General features: G+C 71.3%; 16 protein-coding genes and 4 pseudogenes. 13 read left to right on the top strand and 7 right to left on the bottom strand.

Annotated elements, in window-relative coordinates:
• Positions 1-48: 48 nt before the first annotated feature.
• Both BT341_RS01085 and BT341_RS01080 read right to left on the bottom strand, forming a co-directional pair.
• Positions 49-2,121, bottom strand: coding sequence for a M4 family metallopeptidase (locus BT341_RS01085; protein WP_072474477.1), 2,073 nt, complete (start codon positions 2,119-2,121; stop codon positions 49-51).
• 233 nt (positions 2,122-2,354) lie between these two features.
• Positions 2,355-3,650: a helix-turn-helix domain-containing protein gene (locus BT341_RS01080; RefSeq protein WP_072474476.1), complete on the bottom strand. Its 1,296-nt coding sequence runs from the start codon at positions 3,648-3,650 to the stop codon at positions 2,355-2,357.
• A 144-nt stretch (positions 3,651-3,794) separates the two neighbouring features.
• Here BT341_RS01080 and BT341_RS01075 point away from each other — a divergent pair, with 144 nt between their 5' ends.
• The 7 genes from BT341_RS01075 to BT341_RS01045 all read left to right on the top strand — a co-directional run bounded on the left by BT341_RS01075 (position 3,795) and on the right by BT341_RS01045 (position 12,345).
• On the top strand, positions 3,795-4,580 hold the full coding sequence (locus BT341_RS01075; RefSeq protein WP_072474475.1) for an LOG family protein: 786 nt from the start codon (positions 3,795-3,797) through the stop codon (positions 4,578-4,580).
• The gene (locus BT341_RS01070; protein WP_072474474.1) at positions 4,580-5,164 is read left to right on the top strand and encodes an LOG family protein; all 585 of its coding nucleotides are present in this window, start codon (positions 4,580-4,582) and stop codon (positions 5,162-5,164) included. Before BT341_RS01075 ends, BT341_RS01070 begins: the two co-directional genes overlap by 1 nt.
• A gap of 430 nt (positions 5,165-5,594) precedes the next feature.
• Positions 5,595-7,232: a glycosyltransferase family 4 protein gene (locus BT341_RS01065; RefSeq protein WP_245804862.1), complete on the top strand. Its 1,638-nt coding sequence runs from the start codon at positions 5,595-5,597 to the stop codon at positions 7,230-7,232.
• The gene (locus BT341_RS01060; RefSeq protein WP_072474473.1) at positions 7,229-8,128 is read left to right on the top strand and encodes a glycosyltransferase family 2 protein; all 900 of its coding nucleotides are present in this window, start codon (positions 7,229-7,231) and stop codon (positions 8,126-8,128) included. The genes BT341_RS01065 and BT341_RS01060 overlap by 4 nt, the downstream gene beginning before the upstream one ends.
• Positions 8,129-8,195: 67 nt before the next feature.
• Positions 8,196-10,130 carry a hypothetical protein gene (locus tag BT341_RS01055; protein WP_072474472.1) on the top strand — a complete coding sequence of 645 codons (1,935 nt, stop codon included), beginning with the start codon at positions 8,196-8,198 and terminating at the stop codon, positions 10,128-10,130.
• Entirely contained in the window at positions 10,127-11,473 is a 1,347-nt protein-coding gene (locus BT341_RS01050) for an acyltransferase family protein (RefSeq protein WP_072474471.1), read from the top strand. Before BT341_RS01055 ends, BT341_RS01050 begins: the two co-directional genes overlap by 4 nt.
• Before the next feature lie 20 nt (positions 11,474-11,493).
• Entirely contained in the window at positions 11,494-12,345 is an 852-nt protein-coding gene (locus BT341_RS01045; RefSeq protein ID WP_072474470.1) for a class I SAM-dependent methyltransferase, read from the top strand.
• On the opposite strand, the gene BT341_RS01040 is transcribed toward BT341_RS01045, so the two are convergent.
• Positions 12,342-13,016, bottom strand: a complete 675-nt coding sequence (locus BT341_RS01040; protein WP_072481718.1) for a lysophospholipid acyltransferase family protein — start codon at positions 13,014-13,016, stop codon at positions 12,342-12,344. The two genes, BT341_RS01045 and BT341_RS01040, sit on opposite strands and share 4 nt — an antisense overlap.
• A gap of 52 nt (positions 13,017-13,068) precedes the next feature.
• Here BT341_RS01040 and BT341_RS01035 point away from each other — a divergent pair, with 52 nt between their 5' ends.
• Positions 13,069-13,971, top strand: coding sequence for a glucosyl-3-phosphoglycerate synthase (locus BT341_RS01035; RefSeq protein WP_072474469.1), 903 nt, complete (start codon positions 13,069-13,071; stop codon positions 13,969-13,971).
• Here BT341_RS01035 and cydC read toward each other — a convergent pair.
• From cydC to BT341_RS01015, 4 genes are read right to left on the bottom strand one after another with little or no spacing between them, the layout of a single operon-like run.
• Positions 13,916-15,499 carry a thiol reductant ABC exporter subunit CydC gene (gene cydC / locus BT341_RS01030; RefSeq protein ID WP_072474468.1) on the bottom strand — a complete coding sequence of 528 codons (1,584 nt, stop codon included), beginning with the start codon at positions 15,497-15,499 and terminating at the stop codon, positions 13,916-13,918. The genes BT341_RS01035 and cydC overlap by 56 nt on opposite strands.
• Positions 15,496-17,055 (bottom strand): thiol reductant ABC exporter subunit CydD, encoded by a 1,560-nt coding sequence (cydD, locus tag BT341_RS01025; RefSeq protein ID WP_245804861.1) that lies wholly within the window; start codon positions 17,053-17,055, stop codon positions 15,496-15,498. Before cydD ends, cydC begins: the two co-directional genes overlap by 4 nt.
• Positions 17,056-17,064: 9 nt before the next feature.
• Positions 17,065-18,033 (bottom strand): cytochrome d ubiquinol oxidase subunit II, encoded by a 969-nt coding sequence (locus tag BT341_RS01020; protein ID WP_072474466.1) that lies wholly within the window; start codon positions 18,031-18,033, stop codon positions 17,065-17,067.
• A 2-nt stretch (positions 18,034-18,035) separates the two neighbouring features.
• Complete coding sequence (locus BT341_RS01015) at positions 18,036-19,196, bottom strand: cytochrome ubiquinol oxidase subunit I (RefSeq protein ID WP_072474465.1); 1,161 nt, start codon at positions 19,194-19,196, stop codon at positions 18,036-18,038.
• A 60-nt stretch (positions 19,197-19,256) separates the two neighbouring features.
• Between BT341_RS01015 and BT341_RS01010 the strand changes: the two genes are divergently transcribed.
• From BT341_RS01010 to BT341_RS00990, 5 genes and pseudogenes are all read left to right on the top strand, one after another.
• Positions 19,257-19,574 (top strand): helix-turn-helix transcriptional regulator, encoded by a 318-nt coding sequence (locus BT341_RS01010; protein ID WP_072474464.1) that lies wholly within the window; start codon positions 19,257-19,259, stop codon positions 19,572-19,574.
• Positions 19,571-20,238, top strand: a pseudogene (locus BT341_RS01005) (permease prefix domain 1-containing protein). The gene BT341_RS01010 and the pseudogene BT341_RS01005 overlap by 4 nt, the downstream one beginning before the upstream one ends.
• Positions 20,235-20,557 (top strand): annotated as a pseudogene (locus tag BT341_RS01000) (DivIVA domain-containing protein). Before BT341_RS01005 ends, BT341_RS01000 begins: the two co-directional pseudogenes overlap by 4 nt.
• Positions 20,554-21,009: pseudogene (locus BT341_RS00995) on the top strand (SRPBCC family protein). The pseudogenes BT341_RS01000 and BT341_RS00995 overlap by 4 nt, the downstream one beginning before the upstream one ends.
• Positions 21,002-21,547: pseudogene (locus tag BT341_RS00990) on the top strand (DNA-3-methyladenine glycosylase I); the annotation flags it as partial. The pseudogenes BT341_RS00995 and BT341_RS00990, both read left to right, overlap by 8 nt.

Raw genomic sequence — 21,547 nt, 5'->3', positions numbered from 1 at the left:
GTAGGCCGCGTGGTGGCGGGCGAGTCGCCCGCCACCACGCGGCGGGGTTCAGCAGGCGCCGCCGTCACTCCACACGGCCCACGAGGTGGGCGCGCCGGGCTCGGCCCCGGTCGAGTACCACAGCGACGTCCACTTGTGACCGTTGTGGCTCACGACGTCGTTCGGCGCGTAGGCCTTGGCCGAATCCCATTCCGTCAGGCCGCCGCAGCCGGTCGGCGGGGTGCCGGTGCCGACGGTGAGCGAGAACTGCGCGGTGTGGTCGGCGTCGGTGCCGTCACCGGTGACCGTCACCTGGCTGGTGCCCTGCGGCGTGGTCGCCGACGTGGTGATGGTCAGCGTCGCCGTCCCGCCGGACTGGATGCTCGCCGGGTTGAAGGTCGCCTTCGCGCCGTCCGGCAGGCCGGTGGCCAGCAGCGACACGGTCTGCGCGTTGCCCGAGGTGATCCGGGTGGTCACGGTCGTCGTCGCGGTCTGTCCGGGCTGGACGGACGCCGACGTCGGCGAGAGCGTCAGCGAGTAGTCGTTGCCGGCCGGCGGCTGGCCGGTGCAGGTCGGTTCACCGCCGGCCGCCGTCACGCTCACCGCGTCCCACGCGGCCTTCGTGGCGTTGAACTCGGTGCAGCTGCCCGGGAAGAGCGCGATCGCGGCTTCCAGCGTGGCCTTGCGGGCGGCCTTGTGGTTCCACGACGAGGTCTTCTTCAGCAGGCCGTTGTAGAAGATCTTGCCCGCCTTCTGGATGCCGATGCCGGTGACGGTCGAGCCGTTGCACGTCGGGCTGGCCGGCGAGGCGTTGCTCCCCTGGGAGAGCAGGTAGAACCAGTGGTTCTGCGGGCCCGCGGCGGCGTGCACCTCGGTGCTCGGGATCGACGAGGAGTAGCAGTTCGGGTCGCCCTCCTGCGACGGGTTGTACATGTAGCGGATCGGGCCCGTGCCGGTCAGGTTGACGCCCTCGCCGACGGTGAAGTCCGGCCGGTCCACCGGGTTGTTGGCGTAGAACTCGGTGAGCGCGCCGAAGATGTCACCGGTGGACTCGTTGAGGCCGCCGTTCTCGTTGCCGGAGCCGGTGCCGCCCGGGGTGGTCTGGAAGATGGCGTGCCCGAACTCGTGGCCGACGACGTCCATCGGGGTCGCCTGCCGCTGGTTGTCCTGCGAGTGCCCGAAGTGGGTCGAGGAACCGTCCCAGTAGGCGTTGACGTCGTTGAGGCCGACACTGGCGCGGAAGCCGCCGCCGGCACCGTCGATGCCGTTGCGGCCCAGCCAGTCGTTCAGCATCTTCCACTCGGTCTGGACGCTGTAGAGGGCGTCGACGCAGCCGGTTTCGAGGTCGGTGCCGGAGCCGTTGCCCCAGGTGTTGGTGCTCTTGGTGAAGATCGAGCCGCCCTCGCGGCCGCAGGCGATGCCGCGGCGGCCCAGGTCGGTCATCGAGTACGAGCCGGCGGAGCCGGACGTGTCGATCGAGACGGTCCCGGCGTAGTAGGAGTTGCCGGTGCCCGCGACGGCCGGGGTCGCGGCGGTGCCCTGCGTGGCGGCGCCCGGCTTGGCCAAGGTGTGGATGTCGTCGCGCGTGTCGAGGACGGCGCCGGTCGCGCTGTCGACGAAGACGTGCAGCCGCGTCGGCGTGGCGCCGTTGTGGCCGCTGACGACGACCTCGTAGGCCAGCTTGGGGGCGTCCCCGGCCAGCACGACGAGCTTCGGCGTGGCGGTGTTGTCCACTGTGGACACCTTGCCCCGCGCGATCTTCGCCGCTTGCTCGGCTTTCAGCGCCGCGTGGGTGCCGACGGTGATCGGTGCGGTCTCGGCGGCTTCGGTGGCGCGGACGCGCCCCGCGCCGTCGGCGACGACGACCGCGTCCCCGCCGACGACCGGCAGGCCGTGGTAAGTGCGCTGGTAGGAGGCGTAGTAGAGACCGCCGCCGCCCGGCGTGACGCCGGTGCGGACGAACGCCTCGCCGGCACCCTTGGCGAGCCGGTCGGCACCGCTGAGGGCGGCCTGGTCGGCGGCCCGGGCGGCGAGCGCCTCGGGCGGGACGGCGGGGGCGGGAGCGGCGGTGGCCGGGATCGCCGGCACCGCGAAGGTCAGGGCCAGGCCGGCGATCGCCGCCAGCCCACGTGGGGATCTCATGGGGCACCTTTCCGGGGACGCGAGGAATGTGTCCGGCGCAATAACTGGTGTTATTGCGCTGGACGCGTCCGAGTAAAGGTTCCGGTGGTCCGCCGGTCAATGGGCCGAACGGAGCAGCGCGGGATGCGCGGGATGCGGCCGATCCACGCGAAACCGCAGGAAACGGCGGGGATCGAGACTGGTCTGAACCAATTCACAGACTTTCGTAGGGAACTTGGTTTGGTCCGGACCACTCAGTCCGCTGGTCCGCGTGCCGCCGCGTCCAGGCCCTGGCGGTAGGCGTCGAGGGCCTCGTCGAGATGACCACGTTGTCGGAGCACGTCGCCGAGCCGCAGGGCCGTCGAAACCGCCGCGCCGTGCAGCGAAGCCCGGCTCTGCACTTCGAAAGCCTCGCGCAGCAGGCGGGTCGCCGTCTCCAGGTCGCCTCCGGCCTGGGCGATCTGGCCTCGCAAGCCCGTCGCTTCGCCGAGGGCCTCCACGTCCCGGGCCAGCAGCGGCCAGACCTCGGAGACGAGCGCTGCCGCGTCGTCCGGTGCGCCCTGCCGGAGCCGGACCTCCGCCAGCTCGACCGTCGCTCCCGCGACGCCTTCCTCCGAGCCGATCGTGGCCAGCTGGTCGCGGGCCGCCGTCAGCTCCGCGCACGCTTCGTCCAGGCGGCCGAGCCGGCGCAGCAGGTAGCCCCGCGCCCACCGGCAGCGGGCCGCGTCGCGGTCGAAACCCACCGACGCGAACAGCCGGCACGCCTCGATCAGGTCCTGCTCCGCGCGGTCCGCCTGGCCGATCGCCTGCCACACCTGGGACGCCTGCCGGTGGAACCGCGCGACGAAGTCCGGCCGCGTGGCCGCCTTCGCCAGCCGGCGCCCGGCGAGTGCCGCGCGGTGCGCCCGGTGCAGCCCGCCCATCTCCACCAGCGGGTGGATCAACGCCGTGAGCAGGCACAACTCCGCGTCCGGGTCGGACGGTCCGGCCGCCAGCTCCGCCTCGACCCGGGCGATCGCCGTGCCCGCGTCGCCGCTGAGGTAGCGGCAGCCCGACCAGCGGTGCACGATCATCGCGCGCAGCCACGGTGGCGCGGCCGCGGCCAGCTCCTCCGCGTGCTCCAGCGCCTCCTGGGCGCCCGCGACGTCGAACAGCTGCCACTTCACCTCGGCCTGGCAGAACCGCGCGTAGCACTCGACGTCGCCGAGGTGGTAGCCCGCGGCCTGCTTCGCCACGGCGGCGAACCGCGTCTCGGCGTCGGCGATCCGGCCCTGTTCCAGGTCGCGGTAGCCTTCGTCGAGCGACGCGCGCAGCTCGGCGGCGACGCCGGGCGGGCGGCCGAAGCGCAGCTCGTCGACAGTCAGCCCGAAGCGTTCGGCCAGGTAGGCGAGCATCTCCGCCGACGGCGGGCGGCTGCCGGTCTCGACTTTCGCCAGGAAGCCGCGGTCGTACCCGGGTTCGGCCAGCTCGCGCTGGGTCCAGCCGCGGTCGGTGCGCAGCCGCCGGATCCGCGCGCCGAGCGGTTCGGTCATGTCCCCACGGTAGGTCATCGCCGCACCGGCGCGGAAACGGACATATCGCCGCTGTTCGTAGGCAGGATCCTGTCCTGACGAGGCAGGCCACGCGGCTGACCGGCCCGGCGACGCGGTGGTCGGCGGACCCGAAGAATCCGGGGCACCCCGTAGCATGGCGTAGTGAGCGAACAGTCTGAATGGCCGGACGGCCAGTACCCCGAGCGCCCGGTCGAGCGCCACAAGGGCCCGGTCGTGCTGCGCCGCGACCGCCGCGACCAGGGCAGCACCACCGACCAGCGGCTGCTGGACTCGCGTGGCCCGAGCGACTGGGTGCACACCGACCCGTGGCGGGTGCTGCGGATCCAGGCGGAGTTCGTCGAGGGCTTCGGCGCGCTCGCCGAGGTGCCGCGCGCGGTGACGGTGTTCGGCTCGGCGCGCACCAAGCGGGAGAACCCGGAGTACGAGCTCGGCCGCAAGATCGGCGGCGCGCTGGCGAACGCCGGTTTCGCCGTGATGACCGGCGGCGGCCCCGGCGCGATGGAGGCGGTCAACCGCGGCGCGGCCGAGGCCGGCGGCTTCTCCATCGGGCTGGGCATCGAGCTGCCGTTCGAGCAGGGCCTGAACCCGTGGGTCGACCTCGGCGTCAACTTCCGCTACTTCTTCGCCCGCAAGACGATGTTCATCAAGTATTCGCAGGCGTTCATCTGCCTGCCCGGCGGCTTCGGCACCCTCGACGAGCTGTTCGAGGCGCTGACGCTGGTGCAGACGAAGAAGGTCACGAAGTTCCCGGTGGTGCTCTTCGGCAGTGACTACTGGGGCGGGCTGTACGACTGGATCAAGAACTCGGTCATGGCCGAGGGCAAGATCAGCCCGCACGACCTCGACCTGCTGCACGTGACCGACGACATCGACGACGCCGTCCGCGTGGTGCAGGAGTCGTACCAGGCATGGGAAGACACGCACTGATGCGGCGGATCTGTGTCTTCTGCGGGTCGTCGATGGGGTTCTCACCGCGGTACGCGGAGCAGGCGGCGGCGCTGGGCAAACTGCTGGCCCAGCGCGGCATCGGCCTGGTCTACGGCGGCGCGAGCGTGGGCACGATGGGCGCGGTCGCCGACGCGGCACTGGCCGCGGGCGGCGAGGTGATCGGCGTGATCCCGGAGGCGTTGTCGTCAGTGGAGATCGCCCACGCGGGCCTGTCGGAGCTGCACGTGGTGGCGGACATGCACGAGCGCAAGGCGAAGATGGCGGCGCTGTCGGACGGCTTCCTGGCCTTGCCGGGCGGCGCGGGCACGCTGGAGGAGCTGTTCGAGGTATGGACGTGGGCCCAGCTGGGCCTGCACGGCAAGCCGATCGGCCTGGTCGACGTGGACGGCTACTACGCGCCCCTGATGGCGTTCGCGGACCACATGGTGACGGAGGGCTTCCTCAAGGCGGACTACCGCAGCCTCCTGCTGACCGACCCCGACCCGGCGGCGCTGCTCGACCGCTTCGAGACGTACGAGCCGCCGGTGCCGCCCAAGTGGGCCAAGCAGCCGCCGGGGATCTGACCGCGGCCCCGCCGTGAATTGCTCTTCCCGTGCCGGACGAATGGCGATTCGCCGGCGTATGCCCTCTGTAACCACGACGTCATACGGCAGTAACAACGGCGGCGCGGGCCCGGTTAATGGCCCGCACCTCTCGCGCGCATGCCCGCGTCGACGCCTGATTCCAGCGTGAGACGCGCCTGCGGCGAACTTTTCAGTGGTCGGGACCTCCTGTGGTACGAAATCGGCGGTTTGCCGGCTGAAGGCCCACCCGCGCGCAGTTGGGTGAATTTGTTCTCTATAGTGTGAATCTGCGAGCCACCGTCGGGGGTAGTCAGCGCTCGCCCCGCAGCCGGGTCCGCCGTTTCGGACCGGCTCCGTGGGAGATTTTCGCGATGTTTTCGTGGTTGGGTCGGGGCTTCCCTGAAACAGGGAACAGACTGATGGGGCGGGCGTGAGAACCGACTTGCTGGCTGAGACGTTCGAAGTGGTCGAAGACCGTGGCGTCGGACTCGTCGGGGACGGTGCCCTCGACGAACGCGAACGCCGCCTGGTCATCGGCGCGGCCAACTACCACGCGCTGGTGCGGCGCGGCGCAACCCTGCGGCTGACCGTCGTCCGGGCGCTGCACGGGGGGCAGCACCCCTCGCTGACCGACGAGCGCTGCCTGCACATCGGCTGGACCGAAGACCGCGAGTCGGTCGGGTCCGTGGTCGTGCGCAGCCTGGTCGCGCCCGAAGCCGGGACGACGGCGCCGAGCGGAACGCAGGACCTCGTCATCGACGTCGGTGGCAAGCCCGAGGTGCACAACAGCTACCGGCAGCTCAGCGGCCCGGTCGGCAAGGCGAAGAAGCTGCTCCGGTCGGCCGTCCCGTTCCAGTACGACCACCTGCGCCAACTGCGGACCGACGTCGTCGAGCGGCGCATGCGCACCCAGCAGCTGCCGCGACGCGTACCGGTCGCCGGCAACACGAACTACCACCCCCAGGCCGGCACGGGACAGCCCGCCATCGTGTTCGGCCTGCACTGGCTCGAGCTGGGTGGCGCGGAGCGCTGGGCCCTGGACTGCATCGAGCTGGCCAAGGAACTCGGCTTCGTCCCGATCGTGGTCACCGACCGTGCGTCGAACCACCCGTGGATCACCCGGCCGGAGTTCGACGGCACGGTCGTCGTCCCGCTGACCCACCCGATCCGGCTCGGCACCGACTCCGCGCTGTTCAACGGCCTGTTCTCGGCGTTCGACATCCGCGGTATCCACGTGCACCACAACACCTGGCTCTACGACCGGCTGCCCTGGGTCAAGTCGGTCTGGCCGGACGTTCCGGTCGTCGACTCCCAGCACGTCCTGGAGTGGCGGACCGGCGGGTTCGTGGACCACGCCGTGCGGGTGTCGGCGATGATCGACACGCACCACGTGATCTCCCCGCAGCTGCGCGACTACCTCGTCCACCGGCAGGGCATCGCGGGGAGCAAGGTCGTCCTCGCCACGCTGGCTGGCGCCACCACGGCCGGGATCACGCCGGACACCCCCGAGGCCGAGGCGAAGTCCACGCCGTTCACGGTGAGCTACATCGGCCGTTTCCACCAGCAGAAGCGCCCGCAGGTCTTCCTCAAGCTCGCCGCCGAGCTGCACAAGTCGTCGCCGGTGCCGGTGCGGTTCATCGTGCAGGGCGAAGGCGAGCTGGAGGACGAGGTGCACGGCCTGCGCGGCAGGCTCGGGCTGACCGACGTGCTCGAGGTCCGCGCGGCGGCGCACCCGGTCAAGGACACGCTGGCCGAGTCCGACGTCCTGGTCATCACGTCGGAGAACGAGGGCCTGACCCTCACCACCTTCGAGGCCACCGCGGCCGGCATCCCGGTCGTCTCCGCCGACGTCGGCTCGCAGGCGTCCGTCGTCGCCGACGAGCTGCTGTGCCCGCGGCACCCGTACGCCTTCGTCCGGCAGGCGGCCGACAAGGTCCGGACCATGATGTCCTCGCCGGAGCAGCGCAAGCACTGGTTCCAGGAACAGGCCGCGAAAAACGAGGCCTTCGCGAAACTGCCACGGGCCAAGGCCTGGGCCCGAGAGCTCTACCAGGGGTGGATGAAGTGAACAAGGTCGCCGCGGTCGTCGTCACCTACAACCGCAAGGACAAGCTCGGCAAGGTGCTCGACCACATCCTCGCCCAGAGCCACGCCCCCGAGTGGGTCGTCGTCGTCGACAACGCGTCGACCGACGGCACCGACGCGCTGCTCGCGTCGTACCAGACCGACCAGCGGGTGACCGTGCTGCGCCTGGCCGAGAACACCGGCGGCGCCGGCGGCTTTTCGGCGGGCATGGCCAAGGCGTACGAGCTGGGCGCCGACTTCCTCTGGATCATGGACGACGACTGCTACCCGCATCCCGACGCGCTCGAGGAGCTGGTCAACGGCCTCGAGAAGGCCGAACAGACCCTCGGCCACCAGATGCCCTTCGCGTGCTCGGTGGTGAAGTGGACCGACGGCAGCATCTGCGAGATGAACAACCCCGGCACGACCTGGGACTGGGGACGGCTGCTCTCGCTCGGGCAGCAGGCGGTGCTCGTCAACCACTGCTCGTTCGTGTCCGTGCTCGTCCCGCGCTGGACGCTGACCCGGTTCGGGCTGCCGCTGACCGACTACTTCATCTGGTTCGACGACATGGAGTACACGCTGCGTGTCTCCAAAGCCGCGCCCGGGCTCCAGGTGCTGAGCAGCGTCGTCGTGCACGACCTCCCGGAGAACCGGGGCGTCAACTTCGGCCAGATCAACCACAAGAACGTGTGGAAGTACGAGTACGGCGCCCGCAACGAGCTTTCCTACCGGCTGCACCACGAAAGCCCGCTCGCGGCCGCCGGGTTCGCCTACCGCGTGCTCAAGGGCATGGCGCAGGGGCACGTTTCCCGGTCGCTGCGGCTGCGCATCGTCAAGAGCCTCCTGCGCGGCGTGAAGTTCAACCCGAAGCCGCGGTTCCCGCGCTCGGTGCTCTGAAGCCCAGCCGAAGGCCCGCGGCGGCGACTGCCGTCGCGGTGCGTTCCCGTCGTTCAGGAGAACTGCGATGAAGGACCTGGTCGAGGACCGGGCGCCGGCGGCCGTCCCGGAAAGCGATCCGGCCGCCGGGGAAGCCGCCGGCAGCACCAGATCACGGAGGCTCGGCGAGCGCTTCCGCGCATGGCGTCTCCTGGTCGGCGCCCCCTCCCGGGCCACCCTGTTGATCAGCGGCCTGCTCACGATCCTGACCTGGGAGATGCCGGCGTTTTCACCCATCGAGCCGAAGGGTGACTACGACTACGGGCTCGCCATCGCGATGGCGCGGCACCTCGGTCTCAGCTTCGGTGACCGGATCGCGACGACCTACGGGCCGCTGTACTTCCTGGCGATCCCGTCGACCACGGTCCGGGCCGAGGTCGCCATCGGCTTCCTGTTCTGGTTCGTGTTCGTGACCGGCTGCCTCGCGGCCTGCTTCCAGGCGTTCCAGAGCCGGATCGGCACGCGGTGGGCGTGGGTGGCCTGCGCGGCGATCGCGGTGAGCTTCAGCATCGTCCCGCTGACCAGCGTCATCACCGCCACGCCCGGGTTCGTCGCGGTGCTGGCGATCTGCCACGCGCTCGGCCTGCTGCCGAAGTGGGCGGAGCGCGCCTTCCCGGTCGTGATGGGCCTGACGGTCGCCGCCATGCTGCTGACCAAGTTCTCGGTCGGGCTGATGTGCGGCCCGATCGTGCTGGGCGCGGTGCTGGTCCGGCCCGGCAGGCGGCTGCGGGAGTTCGCCGAGTACGCGGTGTCCGGCGTTGCCGGCCTGTTCGTCTTCTGGGTCGCCGTGGGCCAGCCGCCGGCGCAGGTGGTGCAGTACGTCGTCCGCGCGATTTCGGTCGGCAGCGGGCACGCGCAGTCGATGGGTCTGGAGCCGACGGCGAACGCGTGGGAGTACGTGGTCGCCGCCGCGGCGACGATCGTGCTGGCCGTTTGTGTGGCCAGGGTCAAGGTCGACGGCTGGCGCTGGCCGCTGTGGCTGGGTCTGCTGGCCGGCGTGTGGCTGTTGTTCAAGCAGGGGTTCGTGCGGCACGACTCGCATTCCGCGCAGTACTTCGCCGTGGTGTTCGCGCTCGCCGTGCTGCTGGCGGTGTTGCGGCGCAGCGCGGTGCTGGCGGTGGTCGCGGCCGTCTCCCTGGTGGCGCAGGCGGTCAGCTTCGGCGGCGGGCTGTGGACTATCGACCCCGGCCGGTCGCTGCGCACGTTCGCCGAGGGCGCCACGATCGTCGCGTCCGGCTCGCATCGCGACGACATCCAGGAGGAGGCGCGGGCGGAGCTGCGCAAGCGCACCGACGTGCCGCAGCGGTTCCTGACCCGGATCGGCCGGGAATCCCTCCGGACCGAGCCGTTCGACCAGGCCATCGCCTGGACCTACGGGCTGACCCCGGCGATCCTGCCGACACTGCTGAACTACGGCGCGTACACCGAGCTGCTGGACAAGATGAACGAGGCGTGGATCGCCGACGACGTCAACGGTCCCCGGTTCATCATCCGGGAGAACACCAGGACGACGCTCGACGGCCGGTTCGCGCTGTGGGACCCGCCGCGCACCGAGCTCGCCGAGACTTGCCGGTACCACCTGGTCGATTCCACGGACCACTGGCTGCTGCTCGAGCGCGGCCCCAACCGCTGCGGTGCCGAACGGGAGCTGTCCAGCGTCCAGGTGGCGGCAGGGCAGGCCGTCCCGGTGCCCAAGGCGGACCACGGCGTGGTCGTCGCCCGGGTGTACCCGGAGCAGTCCCCGCTCGAGCGGGTGTGGGCGTTCCTGTTCAAGCCCGGCGTCCTGGACATCAGTCTCGACGGCGAGGCGTTCCGGCTGCCTTGGACGCACCAGGACGCACCGCTGATGGTCGCGGCACCGCAGGAGGAGTCGGTCGCCCTGTCCGGACGGCCGCTGGCGGCGGGAACCCTGTCGATGAGCGCACCCGGCCGCGTGGTGTTCTCCGTGGTCGACCGGCCATGACGGCGTCCGAACACGACGGAAGGTCCACAGTGGACACAAGCGGCGACGGTGCCGTGCTCACGGCGATCCCGGCGACGTCCGACGCGAGCGGGTCCCGTGTGGCCAAAACCGTTGCGACCGGCCCGCGGACATCGCCGGCGGGGCACATCGGCCAGCTCACCGGCATCCGGGCGGTGGCCGCGTTGTGGGTGCTCACCTTCCACTTCCGGCCGGAGCTGCTGAAGGCGTTCGGGTTCCTGTACCCGCTGGTCCCGGTGTTCAACGTGGGCTACCTCGGCGTGGACCTGTTCTTCGTGCTCAGCGGCTTCATCCTGACCTACACCCACCTCGACCGGATGACCGAAGGCTGGGGACCGAAGAAGATCGCCGGGTTCCTGTGGCTGCGGCTGTCCCGGATCTGGCCGGTGCTGTTCTTCATGTTGCTCGTGTGGGGTGCCTACCTCGCCTTCTCGCTCGAGACGAACAACGACGGGCGGCTGCAGGCCGCGCTGAACCCGGCGCGCTTCCTGGCCCACGTGTTCCTGGTGCACGCCTGGGACACCACGCACCACGACTGGAACCCGGTCGACTGGTCGCTGAGTGCCGAATGGCTGGCCTACCTCGTCTTCGCCGTGCTGGTGGTGCTGCTGGCCAGGATGCTCGCCCACCTCGGCAGCCGGGCGCTCGTGCTCGTGGCGGCGGTCCTCGCGGTCCCGATCGTGGTGGTCGGCCTGGGCTTCCAGGACGGCGCCGACCTGCTGTGGAACGACGACAAGATCGTGGCGGGCATCGTCCCGTTGCGGGTGCTCACCGAGTTCTTCGCCGGCGCGGTGGTGGCGTTGCTGGTCAAGCGGCACGGTTCGGCCGTGCAGCTGCCCTGGTTCTTGAAGCCGACGGCGATCCTGGTGGCGATCGTGGCGGCCCTCTACGTCGTGCAGCTGTGGGACCCGGCGCGACGGCTGCGCTTCGGGCAGGACTGGCGGATCAACGGCCACCTCATGTGGGGCTCCACGGAAACCATCGTGGTGGTGCCGCTGTTCCTGCTGCTGATCGGCTCGCTCGCGGTCAGCGGGCGGGACCCCGCGACCAGGCTGCTGTCCGGCCGGGTGCTGGTGTGGGGCGGGAAGATCTCCTTCGCGCTGTACATGGGACACTGGCTGTTCCTCGACCTGATGCGCAAGACGATCTCGACCAAGCTGGCCCTTCCCGACGAGCCGGCCGGGTGGCAGAGCTGGCCGTACCGGCTGACCGTGCTGGTGGCGATCGGGCTGGCGGTGCTGGGCGCCCACTTGGTGTACCGGTTCGTCGAAGAGCCGTGCCGCCGGGCCATGCGGGCCCTGCTTCCCGCGTCGATGCGGGTTTGAGCTACGGAAGGAACAATCCCATGCGCGATGCCCTCCGCCGGTACCTGCGGGCCGACCGGCTTCGCCATTCTCTGCGGGACAAGGTCTCGCGGGCCGTCGAGGAAGCCGTCGGCCGGCACTTCGCCGAGCAGTCCGCCAAGCTGGACGCGCTGAGCCGCGAGGTCGCCGAACTGCGGCAGCAGCTGCCCGGTGAGACCCGCGGCCAGGCCGATCGGGTGGTCGAGCACCTCAGCCACTTCGAGCACCGCGCGCGACGCGACCTGATGTTCGCCGGGGAGGCCGAGGCGGCGCAGCGCAGCGCCGAGTTCGTCCGCGACCACATGAAAACCGCGCGCCCGTTCCCGACTCCGCACAGCACGCTCGAACACGCGCTGACGCTCGCGCCCCAGGGTGGGCTGGCGCTCGAGTTCGGCGTGTACTCGGGAACCACGCTGAAGATCATCGCGAACGCCCGCGGCGGCGAGTCGGTGTACGGCTTCGACTCGTTCGAGGGACTGCCGGAGACCTGGCGCTCGGGCTATCCCGCCGGGACGTTCGACATGGAGAGCCTCCCCGACGTGCCGGGCGCCGAGCTGGTCGTCGGCTGGTTCGACGACGTGCTGCCCGGATTCCTCGAGGCGCATCCCGGACCGGTCGACTTCCTCCACGTCGACTGCGATCTCTATTCGTCGACGAAGACCGTCCTGGAACTCGTCGGCCCGCGGTTGCGGCCGGGTTCGATCGTGGTGTTCGACGAGTACTTCAACTATTCGGGCTGGCAGGAGCACGAGCACCGGGCGTGGCTGGAGCACGTCGAGGCGGCCCGGCTGCGGTTCGAGTACGAGGCCTACACGGTCGACCACGAGCAGGTCGCCGTGAAGGTGCTCGGCTAGGCGGCGCCTTCGCTGGGCCGCTTGTGGTAGGTGTCGACGTACTCCTGCCCCGAGATCTCGAGGATCGCGTACATGACCTCGTCGGTGACCGAGCGGCGGATCGCCGGTGAGTAGTCCTGGCCTTCGTACCGCGAGAAGTCCAGCGGCTTGCCGAACGTGATGGCGATCTTCGCGCGGCGGGGGATCTTCGCGCCCTTTGGCTGGAGGTTCTCCGTGCCCGTCAGCGCCACCGGGACCACCTTCGCGCCCGTTGCCAGTGCCAGTGCTGCGACGCCCGTGTGGCCTCGGTGGAGCCTGCCGTCCAGGGAGCGGGTTCCCTCCGGGTAGATCGCGAACACGCCGCCCGCGTCCAGCACCTTGCGGGCCGCCTCCAGTGCTGCCAGGCCCGCCTGGGCGTTGCCGCGCTCCACCGGGACGTAGCCCAGGCCGCCCAGGAATCCGGCCAGTGCCCGGCCCTTCAGGCCCTTGCCGGCGAAGTACTCCGCCTTGCCGAGGAACTTGACCTGGCGCGGGGTGGCGAACGTGATCACGCCGGTGTCGAGCGCGGCGCGGTGGTTGGCCGCCAGGAGCACCGGGCCCGTCGTGGGCACGTTCTCCACGCCGTGCACCTCCGGCCGGTACACCGCCCTGGCCAGCGGTCCCAGCACGAACCGGACAAGCTGCGCGATCAAGTGGTCCTCCTCCTCAGGGTGCGGTGACACCAGCATGGCACGATCGTTACCCGTGAGTTGGTTCGAGCGGCGTACGTGGCAGGAGCCCGGTTGGACGCCCGAGGACATCGTGACCGCGAAGGGTGACCGGACGGTTTCGGTCGTGCTACCGGCGCTGGACGAAGAGCGGACCGTGGGCGACGTCGTCGCGTCGGTGCGGCCGCTGGTCGGCGGCGTCGTCGACGAACTGATCGTCATGGACTCCGGTTCGACGGACGCCACCGCGCAGGTCGCCGAGGCCGCGGGCGCGCGCGTGGTCCGCCGCGAGGACGTCCTGCCGGAGCTGCCGCCGGTGCCCGGCAAGGGCGAGGTCCTGTGGCGCTCCCTCGCCGCGACCAGCGGCGACCTCGTCGTCTTCCTCGACTCCGACCTCGTCGACCCGGACCCTTCGTTCGTGCCGTCGCTGCTCGGCCCGCTGGTCTGCGAACGCGGCGTCCACCTGGTCAAGGGCTTCTACCGCCGCCCGCTGCGGCTGGAGAGCAGCGGCGGCGGCCGGGTGACCGAGCTGCTGGCGCGGCCGGTGCTCTCGGCGTTGCGCCCGGCGCTCGGCGGGCTGGTCCAGCCGCTCGGTGGCGAGTACGCGGGCACGCGCGAGTTCCTCGAATCGGTGCCGTTCGCCGCCGGGTACGGCGTCGAGATCGGGCTGCTGCTCGACGCCGAAGCGCGCTACGGCCTCGACGGGCTCGCGCAGGTCAACCTCGGCGTCCGCAAGCACCGGAACCGCTCGCTGCTGCAGCTCGGCACGATGTCGCGGCAGATCCTGGGCACGGCGCTGGACCGCTGCGGCGTCCCGGCGGCGGACGCGCCGTTCACGCAGTTCGTGCAGGTCGACGAGGAATGGCTGCCGGACATCACCGAGGTCACGGTGGCGAACCGGCCGCCGATGCGGGAAGTGCTCGCCCGTCCTCGAGGGTGAGGACCTCGTCGAAGCCGGCCAGGTGCTCGGGACGGTGGGTGACGAGGACGACCGTGCCCTTCGCCGCGGCGAGGACCCGCGCGAGGACCGCGTCGCCGTGGGCCGGGTCGAGGCCTTCGACGGGCTCGTCGAGCACCAGGACCGGCGGGGCCGCCAAGACGGCGCGGGCCAGGACGAGCCGCTGCCGTTGACCGCCGGAGAGGGCGTCGCCGTCCGGACCGGTCTCGCGGTCCAGGTCCAGGTCGAAGCCGGCGGTGGCGCAGGCCGCTGCCAGCTCCGCGTCGGTGGCGCCGGGTTTGGCGATCAGGAGGTTTTGGCGGACGGTCGCGTGGAAGACGTGGGCGTCGGCCTCGGCGCCGGAGATGATCTGCGACAGGTCGGCGTATTCGCCCAGCGGATGGCCGTCGAGGGTCACCTGGCCGTCGGTCGCGGTTTCGGTGCCGAGGAGCAGCCGGAGCAGGGTGGTCTTGCCCGCGCCGCTGGGGCCGAGGACGCCGACGCGCTTGCCGGGCGGCAGGTCGAGGTCGATGTCACGGAGTGCCGGTGCGCGGCCGGGGTGCCGCACGCCGGATTTCGTGAGCCGGAAGTGTCCTGTCCGGACGGTGCGCGTGCCGGGAACCGGTTGTGGCGTGGTGAGAACGGCCTTCACGCGCCCGGCGGACGCGCGGATCTCGGGAACGCGCCGGGCGGCGCCGATGAGCGGCAGGACGACCTCGAAGGCGGTCATGGCCGCGAGGGTGAGGGCGGCGGTCCACGGCACGGAGGCGTGGCACAGCAGCGCGACGGCGACGGCGGTGCCGAGCTGGACGAGCGTCCCGGCGGCGGTGAGCAGGGCCGTCCGGCCGGCGGCGGTGCGTTCACCGCGAGCGAGGTCGTCGACGACGCCGGTCGCCCGGGAGCGGTGGTCGTCGAGCGCGCCGGCGGCGACGAGCTCCCGGTGCCCGGTGACGAGTTCGACGGCCCGCTCGGCGAGTTCGGCCTTCTTCGGCGCGTCGTCCGTGGTCGCCCTGCCGGTGATCCGGATGACTGTCCACGGCAGCAGCACTCCGGCGACGAGCAACCCGGCCGCCAGCACCAGGGCGGCGGCCGCGGAGGCGGTGGCGGTGACGACGACGGCGGTACTCCCGACGATCGCCGCCACTCCGGCGGGCAGGAGCCACCGCAGGACGGCGTCCTGCAGAGCGTCCACATCGGACACGAGCCGGGTGACGAGGTCCCCGCCGGAGTAGCGGAAGCCGGGAACGAGAGCCTGGTAGACCCGTCCGCGCAGGGACCCCAGCCACCGCAGGACGACTTCGTGCCCGGCAAGCCGTTCGGCGTACCGGAGGCCGCCGCGAAGCAGGGCCAAGGTCCGGACGGCGACGATGGCGACGGTGAGCGCCCCGAGCGGAGGCCGTTCGGCGGCGCGGAGAAGCAGCCAGGCGGCGGTGGCCATGAGGGCGAGGGCGGCGAGTTCGGCACCGGCGCCGAGCAGAGCGGCGCGCAGCAGCCGGAGTACGTCGTTTCTCGAGAGGGCCCAGACGTTCACGCCGGCACCTCCACGCGCACCCGGCCGTCGCGCAGTTCCACCACGCGGTCCGCCAGGGACACCAGCGCCGGGCGGTGGGCCACCAGTACCGCCGTGCGGTCCGGCAGCAGCCGCCGGGTCGCCGACAGCACCGCCGCCTCCGTCCGGGTGTCCAGGCGGGCCGTCGGCTCGTCCAGCAGGACCAGGCCCGCCGACGTCCGGGCCAGCGCGCGTGCCAGGCCGACCCGCTGGCGCTGACCCGCCGACAGCACCTCGCCCAGTTCACCCACCTGGGTGGACAGACCCGCCGGCAACCCCGCCGCCACCGGATCCAGTGCCGCTGCCCGGGCCGCCGCCGGGACGTCGACCTCGGCGCCCAGCGCGATGTTGGCTTCCAGCGACCCGCCGAACAACGTCGGCCGCTGCGGGACCCAGGCCACCTCGGCCAGCCAGTCCGCCGGCGACAGCGTCCGCAGGTCCGCCCCGTCGACCAGCACCCGCCCCGACGACGGCGGCACGAACCCGAGCAGCACCGCCAGCAGCGTGCTCTTCCCCGAGCCGCTCGGCCCCACCAGCGCCACGTGCGAACCGGCCGGCACATGTAGGTCCACATCGGACAGTGCCGGGACGCTGTCGTAGACCACCGAAACCCGTTCCAGAGTCAGGGAAGGCGCGCCTCGGCGGCGGGTGAAAGCACCCGCAAGTGTGGACACCACCGGCACCGCGAGCGCCTCCCGCAACGCCGTCAACCCCTCGGCCGCCGCGTGGAACTTCGCCCCCGCCGCCCGCAACGGCAAGTACGCCTCCGGGGCCAGCACCAGCACCAGGAGACCCGTCCGCGCGTCGAGACCGCCGGACAGCAGCCGGAACCCGATCGGCACCGCCACCAGGGCGACCGAGAGCGTCGCGACCAGCTCCAGCACCAGCGACGACAGGAACGCCACCCGCAACGTCTTGAGCGTCGCGTCGGCGTGGGCCGAAGCCATCGCGCGGACCGTCGCGGCCTGCGCCGACGCCCGGCCGAACACCCGGAGCGTCCCGAGCCCCCGCACGACGTCGAGGAAGTGCCCGCCCAGCCGGACGAGCAGCGCCCACTGCCGCGCGGTCCGCGCCGCCGTGTGCTTGCCGACGAGGATCGCGAACACCGGGATCAGCGGCAGCGTCGCCGTCACCACCAGCGCCGACACCAGGTCCGTCGTGAACAGCCGCACGACCACCGCGGCCGGCACCACCACCGACACCACCAGCGACGGCAGGTATCCGGTCAGGTAGCTGTCCGTGGCGTCGACCCCGCGCGTCACCTGCGTGGCGACGACACCCGCGCGATCGGCGCGCGAATCGAGCAGCCGCCGCCGGAGGCCGGCGCGCACCGTGGCCGCGTAGCGTCCACTGAGGACGGAGTGGCCCCAGGTGAGCGTGGCCCGGCCGATGACGGCCACCACCAGGAAGAGCGAAACCCCGCCGCCGGTGAGCAGCGTGGCCAGCCCTTCGGCCTGGAGCAGCACCGCGCACGCGGTGAGCACCCCGAGCGCGGCCACCACGGCCAGGTACCGCCGGAGTCCGGGCAGAGCAGGCACGGCGTCCCCCTAGAAGTGCAGCAGCGAGCGCTGATCGACGGGATGCCGGTGGGCGCGCCAGGTCAGCCACTGCACGGCCACCAGCACCACCACCGACGGCGCGGCGAACCAGCCCAGCACCCCGAGCGTCCCGGGCGCCGTCGCCGCCTCCGTCACGTCGAGCGTGTGCGCCGAAGAGACGAACACCGTCGGGAATCGCAGCAGGCCGACGAGCAGCGCCGGGCACGCCGAAAGCACCATCGCGCCGACGAGCGCCACCCGGTACCGCCGCGCGCGAAGGCCCCACCACACGGCACCCAGCGCCGAGAAGGCCAGCGCGACCACAGCCGCACCGAAAGGCGTGACGCCGTTCAGCGCGAAGAAGCCCCACGCCGTCGCGATGACCAGGAACGCGAGCACCGGCGCGGTGAAGGACCGCGCCAGCCGCACCGCCCGGCCGGTCAGCTCCGCGGGCGCCCGCACCGCGAGGAAAGCCGCGCCCTGCAAGCAGAACAACGCGACGAACCCGAGCCCCCACAGCACCGCGTAGGGATTGAAGAGCGCGAGGACGTCGGCCACCGGCGGCAGCCCGTACACCAGGTTGCCGAGGAACAGGCCCCACGACAACGCCGTCACGAGCGCGCCGCCGACGATGCCCGCGGTCCAGGCGCCGCGCGGCGCGTCCGGGCGTCGGCTGCGCAGCTGCATCGACGCGGTGAACGTGACCAGGCCGAGCAGCAACGTCACGACCAGGACGTACGCCCCGGCGAACACCTGGCCCTCCAGGTGCGGGAACGCGCCGAACAGCAGGCCGACGGCGGCCACCAGCCACACCTCGTTGGCCAGGAAGAAGGGCCCGAGCGCGCCGAGCGTCTGCCGCCGCTTCCGCTCGCCGGCCTCGAACGACGGCAGCAGCATCCCGACGCCGTAGTCGTAGCCGGCCAGCGCGAAGTACCCGCAGGTCAGCAGGCCGAGCACGCACCACCAGAAGGTCACCACGGTCAGACTCCGCTCAGGACGGGCAGTTCGGCGGGCTCGTCGTCGCGGTCCGGGCCGCGCTTGGCGACCCGCGCCATGAGCACCCAGTCGGCGACCGCGAGCGCGGCGAACAGCAGTGTGAAAGCGATGAAGGAGAACAGGATCTGGCCGGCGGGGACGTCCGCGATCGCGTCCGCGGTGCGCAGCTTCCCCCAGACCAGCCACGGCTGACGGCCGATTTCGCGCACCAGCCAGCCCAGGATCGCCGCGGCGAACGGCAGCGGGATCGCCGCGACCATCAGGTAGTGCAGGAACCGCGCCTTCGTGAGCCAGTTCCGCACCAGCAGCAGCGCGCCCAGCAAGGCGCAGAGGAGCATGACGAACCCGAGCATGATCATCATGCCCAGCGGCAGGCCGACCCCACCGGACTTCAGCTTGTCCGGCTGGTACTTCGCGAGCTCGCCGAACTGCGCGAAACCCTGGTTCACCACCAGGATCGCCCCGATCAGCGACGCGACCACGCCGATCCGCATCGACCGCCGGAAGAACTCGACCTCGGCCGTGCGCTTGAGGAAGTGCCAGGCGCTGACGCCGGTGACGAAGAACCCGCCGGTCAGGACCGCGGCGCCGATGACGTGCGGCAGCGACGCGGCCAGCGCCGGGTTGCCGAACAGCGCGCCGAAGCCGTCGAGCCGCAGGGTGCCGTTCTCGACCCGGCTGCCGACCGGGTTCTGCAGGAACGAGTTGGCCAGCATGATGAACAGCGCCGACGCGTACGCGGTGAGCGTGACCAGCCAGATCAGCGTCAGGTGGAGCCACCGCGGCATGCGCCCGAAGCCGAAGATCCACAGGCCCAGGAACGTCGACTCGAGGAAGAACGCGACGAGCGTCTCGATGGCCAGCGGGGCGCCGAAGACGTCACCCGCGAAGGCGGACAGCCCGGTCCAGGTCAGCCCGAACTGGAACTCCATCACGATGCCGGTGACGATCCCCAGCGCGTAGTTGATCACGTACAGGCGGCCCCAGAACCGCGTCATCCGCAGGAGCTCGGGCTTGCCGCCGAGCGTCCAGCGCGTCTGCATCACGGCCACCAGCGTGACCAGCCCCAGCGTGAGCAGCACGAACAGGAAGTGCAGCGATGTCGTCGTCGCGAACTGGAGCCTCGCGACCGGAAGAGCATTCATGTAGACAGGCTACACATAGACTGCCTACATGTAGCCAGTCGACGTGTAGACTGCGTACCCATGAAGGCGGACACCTTGCGGGGGCACCTCGACGCGTTGCTGCTGGCCGTGCTCGACGGCCGCAAGCTGCACGGCTACGCGATCATCGAAGCGCTGCAGCTGCGCAGCGACGGCGCGCTCGACCTGCCGACCGGCACCGTCTACCCGGCGCTGCGCCGGCTCGAGCGGGCCGGCTGGCTGGCCAGCGAATGGGACGTCGTGTCCGGCCGCAAGCGCCGCACCTACCGCCTCACCCGCTCCGGGCAGCAGGCGCTGGCCGCCGAGCGCGCGGAGTGGCGGGAGTTCACCACCGTCATCGGGGGAGTGCTGAACGCATGATCGAGGAGTACCTGGGGGATCTCGACCGCAGGCTGCACGGCTGCGGGAAGTTCAAGGCCGACCTGCTGGAAGAGGCCCGCGACGGCCTGCACGACGCCGCCGACGCCTACCGCGCGGGCGGCTGGAGCGACGAGGACGCCGAGCGTCGCGCGGTCGCCGACTTCGGCCCGGCGGCCGTCGTCGCCCGCGGCTACCAGGCCGAGCTGGGCATGCTCAGCGGCGTCCGCACGCTGTGGAAGCTCGTCATCGGCGTCCCGTTGATGCAGGTTGCGTGGACTACGCCCGGATCCTCACCTTCGGCGAGTGGACGAAGCTCTCGACGCCGACCCCGGAGTGGTACAAGGTCGTCGCGCACGCCGCGCACGGCGCCGTGTTCGTGGTGCCGGTCATCGGCCTGGTCGCGCTGTTCGGCATCCGCTGGCTGAGCCGCCGGCTGGACGGTACCGGCCTGGCCCGGTTCTGCGGCATCCTCATCGCGCTCGCGGTCGGCGTCAACCTCGCTTCCGTCGGGATGCTGATCGGCGCGACCGGGTTCGTGGACGTCTCGCGGCTGTTCCTGAGCGTGCCGTGCGTGCTCCTGATGGTCGCGTGGGTGCTGCTTTCGGTCCGGCTCGTCGTGCTCGCGAGACGATCCTGGGGTGGGTATGCCACGATCGTCGCGTGACGACCGCGCTGATCTACCTCGTAGTCATGCTGCTGGTGGCCGCCGTGGTGTTCCTGCTGGCCGCGTGGTGTTCGGCCGGGGTGAGGAACTGGCCCCGCTGCCTCCCGGCAGCTCGCCGACGCGGCTGCCCGCCGAGGACATCACCGGCGACGACCTGGCCGACGTCCGCTTCCAGCTGGTGCTGCGCGGCTACAAGATGTCCGAAGTGGACTGGGTGATGCGGCGGCTCGGCGCCGAGCTCGACGGGCTGCGCGCCCGGGTCGCCGAGCTGGAGCAGCGCGAACGCGAGCGGGAAAGCTCGTCCGAAGGCGCACAGTGACGGACCTGATCCTCTCGGTCGACGTCGGCGCGCCCGCCGGGACGACCTGGCTCGCGCTGACCGACTGGACCCGCCAGGGCGAGTGGATGCTCGCACCGAGGTCGAGGTGACCGCGGGCAACGGCCGCAGCGTCGGGTCGCGGCTGTCGGCGTTCACGGGCGTCGCGGGGATCGGCTTCACCGACACCATGGAGATCACCAGCTGGGAGCCGCCGGTGCGGTGCGCGGTCCGCCACCTCGGCAGCTTCGTGCAGGGGACGGGCGTGTTCCAGGTGGTGCCGAAGGCGCGACGCGCTCGACGTTCGTCTGGGCCGAGCACCTGCGGCTACGTTCGGTCCGCTGGGCAGGCTGGGCTGGCCGCTGGTGCGGCCGGCGTTCGCGCTGGGGGTGCGCCAGTCGCTGCGGCGGTTCGCGCGGTTCGCGGAGAACTATTCGGTGGGTGGGGATGAGTGAGCTTCTCGGCGCCGACGGCGTCGCGGTGCAGCTGGGGCAATTCGACCCCGGACTACGTGGACTACCACGACAAGGAGTGGGGCGTGCCGCTCCACGGCCAGGACGAGCTGTACGAGCGGCTGTGCCTCGAGTCGTTTCCAGTCCGGCCTGTCGTGGATCACGATCCTGCGCAAGCGCGAGGGCTTCCGGAAGGCGTTCAAGCGGTTCAAGCCGGAGAAGGTGGCGAAGTTCGGCGACGCCGACGTCGAGCGGCTGATGCAGGACGCCTCGATCGTGCGGAACCGGGCGAAGATCCTGGCCGCGATCAGGAACGCGCAGGCGATCGCCGCGCTGGACGTGCCGCTGGACGACCTGCTGTGGTCGTTCGCGCCCTCGTCTCATCGGCGTCCGAAGACGATGGCCGACGTCCCGGCCATCACCGATGAGTCCAAGGCGATGGCGAAGGAACTGAAGAAGCGCGGCTTCGTCTTCCTCGGCCCGACGACGTGCTACGCGCTGATGCAGGCCACCGGCATGGTCGACGACCACGTCGAAGGCT

The organism is Amycolatopsis australiensis (assembly GCF_900119165.1).
Classification (GTDB): Bacteria; Actinomycetota; Actinomycetes; order Mycobacteriales; family Pseudonocardiaceae; genus Amycolatopsis; species Amycolatopsis australiensis.
This window is presented reverse-complemented; position numbering and strand designations above follow the sequence as displayed.